Source organism: Streptomyces sp. ATLC9, from assembly GCF_057196705.1.
The window spans coordinates 1-1997 of sequence record NZ_JBXUOY010000473.1 but is presented as its reverse complement, the minus strand read 5'-3'; the positions used below and the strand labels follow the sequence as shown (position 1 = coordinate 1997).

Below are 1997 nucleotides of genomic sequence, written 5' to 3'. Positions count from 1 at the left end.
GGCCGGCGCCGTCACCCGGCGCCCGGCCGGACGCCGGGGCTCCCGCCCGGGCCGGTTCCGGCGGCGGGGCGGCGGGGTCGGTCAGCTCCCTTCCCCACAGCCACAGTCCGAGCAGCAGCACCGCCCACACCGCTGTCGCCGCCAGCCGGGAGGCGCAGCCCGTGCGCGGCTCCCCGCCCGGAACGTCGTCGTACACGGCGGTCGCCGCCGTGGTTCAGCGGCCGGATCCGGAGCGGGACCGGCGGCGCAGCGTCACGGCCCGCCAGAGGGCGACCAGGGCGGCGGCGCCCGCCAGCCCGGCGCCCAGGGCGGTGTGGAGGGCGCTCGGTCCGGCTTCCGCGCCCTCGTCGCCGGCCGCCTCCGCGGTGCCTCCGCCGCCGGCCGGCACGGGGGCGACCGGGCTCACGGCCGGGTCGGTGGCGTGGTGCGAAGGGCCTCCGGAGGCCGGGCCGGACCCGGAGGGGTGCACGGCCACTCGGCCGGTGGCCTTCACACCCATGCACTCCACCGTGATCCGGTACTCCCCGGGCTCGGCGTCCGAGCGGACGACCGCCTCGCCGCGCAGACCGCCGCGGTCGGCGCCGGGCGCCAGCAGCGCGTCGGCGACGAACGCCTCGGAGCGGGCGGTGGCGACGGTGCCCCCGCAGGAAACGGCCCACAGTTCGACCTCGGCACCGGGGCGGACCTTCGCGGGGCTCACCCGTACCGACACCTCCGGCGAGCCGGACTCCGCCGTGCCGGGCGCGGGCGGGGGGGAGGTGCCGGCGCCGGGGCTCTCGGCGGCCGCCGCGGGGGCGGCCAGGGCCGTGAGAGCGGCGAGACCGGCGGGAGGGGCCGCCGCGGCACAGACGGCGAGCGCCACGGCGAGGACGCTCGGAGCGGGTCGTACGGTGCGGAAGATGCCCATGTCGAACCTCCGGGTCGGTACTCCCGAAGATCCGCCGCCCCGCGCCGCCCCGCATCCCGGCGCCGCCCCGCACTGCTCCGTTCGAGCGCGCCGCGGACACGGACCGGGGTGGCGGAGGCCGGGGTACGCGGGGCGGGGACGCGCGGGGCGGGCTCAGATCCGTTCGACGAGGTCCGCGATCGAGTCGGCGACCGTCGAGGGCCGGAAGGGGAAGCGGTCCACATCGGCCGGACGCGTCAGCCCGGTGAGGACGAGGAAGGTCTCCATCCCGGCCTCCAGGCCGGCCAGCACATCGGTGTCCATCCGGTCGCCGATCATCGCGCTGGACTCGGAGTGGGCGCCGATGACGTTGAGCCCGGCCCGCATCATCAGCGGGTTGGGCTTGCCGACGAAGTACGGCTCGCGCCCGGTCGCCTTGGTGATCAGCGCCGCGACCGACCCGGTGGCCGGCAACACGCCCTCGGCTGACGGGCCGGTCTCGTCGGGATTGGTGGCGATGAACCGCGCGCCGTCGTTGATCAGCCTGATCGCCTTGGTGAGCGCCTCGAAACTGTAGGTGCGCGTCTCGCCGAGCACCACGTAGTCGGGGTCGGTGTCGGTGAGGATGTAGCCGATGTCGTGCAGCGCGGTGGTCAGCCCCGCCTCGCCGATGACGTAGGCGGTGCCCTCCGGACGCTGCTCCTCCAGGAACCTGGCGGTGGCCAGGGCGGAGGTCCAGATGTTCTCCACCGGGACGTCCAGGCCCATCCGCTTCAGCCTGGCGTGCAGGTCACGGGGCGTGTATATCGAGTTGTTGGTCAGCACCAGGAACGGCTTGCCCGACTCCCTGAGCCTCTTGAGGAAGTCGTCGGCCCCCGGGATCGGCACTCCCTCGTGGACGAGGACGCCGTCCATGTCGGTCAGCCATGACTCGATCGGCTTGCGCTCCGCCATTGATCACTCCTGCCTGTCACAACACACATCGGGGCGTGGCGGCGGCACCACGCTGTGCTGCGCCGACGCCCCCAGATTAGTGGGGGGGGGGGGGGGGGGGGGGGGGGGGGGGGGGGGGGGGGGGGGGGGCGGGGGGGGGGGGGGGGGGGGGGGGGGG

At 76.0% G+C, this 1997-nt stretch carries 2 protein-coding genes and 1 pseudogene; all 3 read right to left on the bottom strand.

All coding sequences use genetic code 11. The annotated features are described in order from the left end of the window. Positions 1-196: pseudogene (locus tag AC2CJA_RS26385) on the bottom strand (class F sortase); the annotation flags it as partial. Positions 197-214: 18 nt separating this feature from the next. After that, a complete protein-coding gene (locus AC2CJA_RS26380) occupies positions 215-907 on the bottom strand; it encodes a hypothetical protein (RefSeq protein ID WP_484605172.1) in 693 nt (230 codons plus the stop codon). A 153-nt stretch (positions 908-1060) separates the two neighbouring features. Then, positions 1061-1840, bottom strand: a complete 780-nt coding sequence (locus AC2CJA_RS26375) for an HAD-IIA family hydrolase (RefSeq protein ID WP_484605171.1) — start codon at positions 1838-1840, stop codon at positions 1061-1063. Positions 1841-1997 lie beyond the last annotated feature (157 nt).

What these genes read in the sequence shown, in the direction of transcription:
- AC2CJA_RS26375 (WP_484605171.1), bottom strand. Translation starts at nt 1,840, where the DNA reads ATGGCGGAGCGCAAGCCGATCGAGTCATGGCTGACCGACATGGACGGC.
- AC2CJA_RS26380 (WP_484605172.1), bottom strand. Translation starts at nt 907, where the DNA reads ATGGGCATCTTCCGCACCGTACGACCCGCTCCGAGCGTCCTCGCCGTG.